The sequence below is a fragment of the Novacetimonas hansenii JCM 7643 genome (assembly GCF_000964405.1).
Classification (GTDB): Bacteria; Pseudomonadota; Alphaproteobacteria; order Acetobacterales; family Acetobacteraceae; genus Novacetimonas; species Novacetimonas hansenii.
Genome location: NZ_BANE01000059.1, coordinates 1 through 2,419, shown reverse-complemented (window position 1 = coordinate 2,419; position 2,419 = coordinate 1). Strand labels below are relative to the sequence as shown.

Sequence of the window (2,419 nt, the reverse complement as noted above, 5' to 3'; positions counted from 1 at the left end):
GGCGTCTTCTGAAGCTTTTTAGAAAAAGCTTCACCAAAAACTTTATCATTTCAGGATATTATTGAGCCTGATTTTTTAAACAGTGCCTAACAGGGCTGTCAGATAGGAATTTTTACGCAACAATATTGCTGGAATTATGGAAATCATAGAATTTCGAGACAGAAAACAGAAATATGTTTTCATGAGTGACGAATGATGTCCATTGTAACGCACAGCCCGACAACCTGCCCCAAACGCTTTTGGTAAAGCTGCTTTTGCAAATTTCGACAGATGGCGTCGCATATGTGCAAAAGCTGATAGCCAGAAAACAGCTTACTTTATCGGTCAGTTGTCTGGGGGGATCAGCCCAGATCATGCTCCCACGCATGTTCGCGGGTGATTTTCACCAGGTCAGTGGCAGAAACCGCGCGCGAGATGAAAAAGCCCTGAATGTAATCCACGCCAAGCTCTGCCGCGATATCGAACTGCTTGCGCGTTTCCACCCCCTCGACCGTGACGGACAGGCCAAATCCGTGGCCCAGCTTGATGAGGGAGGCAAGGATATCGCGGTCCTGTTCGCGTGTGTCGATATAGCGCACGAGGCTGCGGTCGATTTTCAGTGACTTCAGCGGCAGGTTCTTCAGTGTGGACAGCCGCACGCTGCCATGGCCAAAATTGTCGAGCGCCAGACCAAACCCGTCTTCGGCCAGGGATTTAAGGCGCATCTGGCTTTTTTCAGCGCGTCGCCCCTGCAACATATGTTCCGTCACCTCCAGCATGAAGGTGTTGGGGTCCATCTTCAGGTGCTTGATCTCGCTCAGCAGGTCGACCTGCTGATCAAGGCTGAGCAGGTCAAGGTGTGACAGGTTCACCGCCAGACGCAGGTTCGGCAGGCCCGCCTTTTTCCACATGGCGATGTCATCGTGAAATGACTGCACCAGATGGGTTTCCATTTCCTGCGCCAGCCCGGAATCGGCAAAAACATCGGTAAATGCCCCGGCCGACAGTAACCCGCGTTGCGGATGGTGCCAGCGCATCAGGGCCTCGGCCTGTTCAATCTGCCCGGTGTGGCAGTTCAGGATGGGCTGGTAATAAACCTCGAACTGGTTCTGTTTTACACCCGCGCGGGCTTCCTTCAGGATCTTGGCACGCTCCAGCGCGGTCTTGTGCAGGCTGGCGCTGAACATGCGCGCCTGCTTGCCCCCGGCCTGCTTGGCGGCATAAAGCGCCACGTCGGCATTTTTCTGCACATCTTCCAGCGTATCGGTTGCCGTCAGCGGCGTCGCCCCGATACTGCCGGAGACGCGCACGATGGCCGATTCCAGGTCGATCGGTTCCTCAAGCAGCGCCTGAAGCCGCGTCAGAAGGGTTTCGAGGGAATGTTCACGCAGGCTTTTGTGCAGGATGATCGCGAATTCGTCGCCACCCAATCGGCTTGTCGCTTCCTCTGATCCGACCAGTTCGACAATGCGGCGCCCGATCGTGCGCAACACGGTGTCACCCGCATGATGGCCGTGGATGTCGTTGATCTGCTTGAACCCATCCAGGTCGAACATCACCAGCACGCGTTCGTCCGTATCGCACTGCTTGCATTGCTCCAGTGTCGCGATCAGGCTGGCATTGAACCCGCCACGGTTCAGCAGCCCGGTCATCGTATCTGTTGCGGCCTGTATCTTCAGCCGTTCCTTGGTGTTCATCAGTTCGGTGATTTCGAACCGCGCGGCAACGAAACCGATGATGTTCCCATCCGAACCATGATGCGGGATGATCGTGGTCGCCACCCAGTAATGGCTGCCATCCTTGGTGCGGTTGCAGATGTTCCCGTGCCATGTCTGCCCCGAATAGATGGTGCGGTACATGTCGCGGAAAAAAGCGGGCGTATGCGTGCCGGAATTCAGGATTCGATGCGTCTGCCCCAGAAGTTCCGCAGCCGAGTACTGGCTGACGTCGCAGAACTTCTGGTTGACATAGGTTATGATGCCATTTCTGTCGGTAACGGCGACGATCAGGACATTATCGACGACATCAGCCCAGAAATCTGCATCTTCGTGTGTAAGGGCCCTGAGTCGGTCGTCGTGTCTGGCGGACATATAAAACCTCGGAACAAAGCGATACGCTGGAATGTTGCCTTAGACTTTTAATTCGGTTTGTTTTTTTCCGATACCGTCTTTGGTTTCTTTGTCGGGTCCGCCAGGTCCTTGATGGTGCGGCGCTGGCGCACCCACTGTTCCAGATCCTTTGGCGCCAGAGGCTTGGCGAACAGGTAGCCCTGCATCACGTCGCATTTCAGTTCTTCCAGAAGGCGGCGCTGCTGCTCGGTCTCCACCCCTTCGGTCACGACGGTCATGCCCAGGCGCGACCCGATGCCGATCACTGCCATGGTCACGGCCTGCGCATTGGTATCATGCTCGAAATCATTGATGAAGCTGCGGTCGATCTT

2 protein-coding genes are annotated in these 2,419 nt (G+C 55.3%); both read right to left on the bottom strand.

Going from position 1 to position 2,419, the window contains the following annotated elements:
* Positions 1-341: 341 nt before the first annotated feature.
* On the bottom strand, positions 342-2,069 hold the full coding sequence (locus tag B7G66_RS04610) for a putative bifunctional diguanylate cyclase/phosphodiesterase (RefSeq protein ID WP_048858875.1): 1,728 nt from the start codon (positions 2,067-2,069) through the stop codon (positions 342-344).
* A gap of 47 nt (positions 2,070-2,116) precedes the next feature.
* A partial coding sequence (locus B7G66_RS04605; protein ID WP_048858874.1) for an EAL domain-containing protein occupies positions 2,117-2,419 on the bottom strand: 303 nt, incomplete at its 5' end.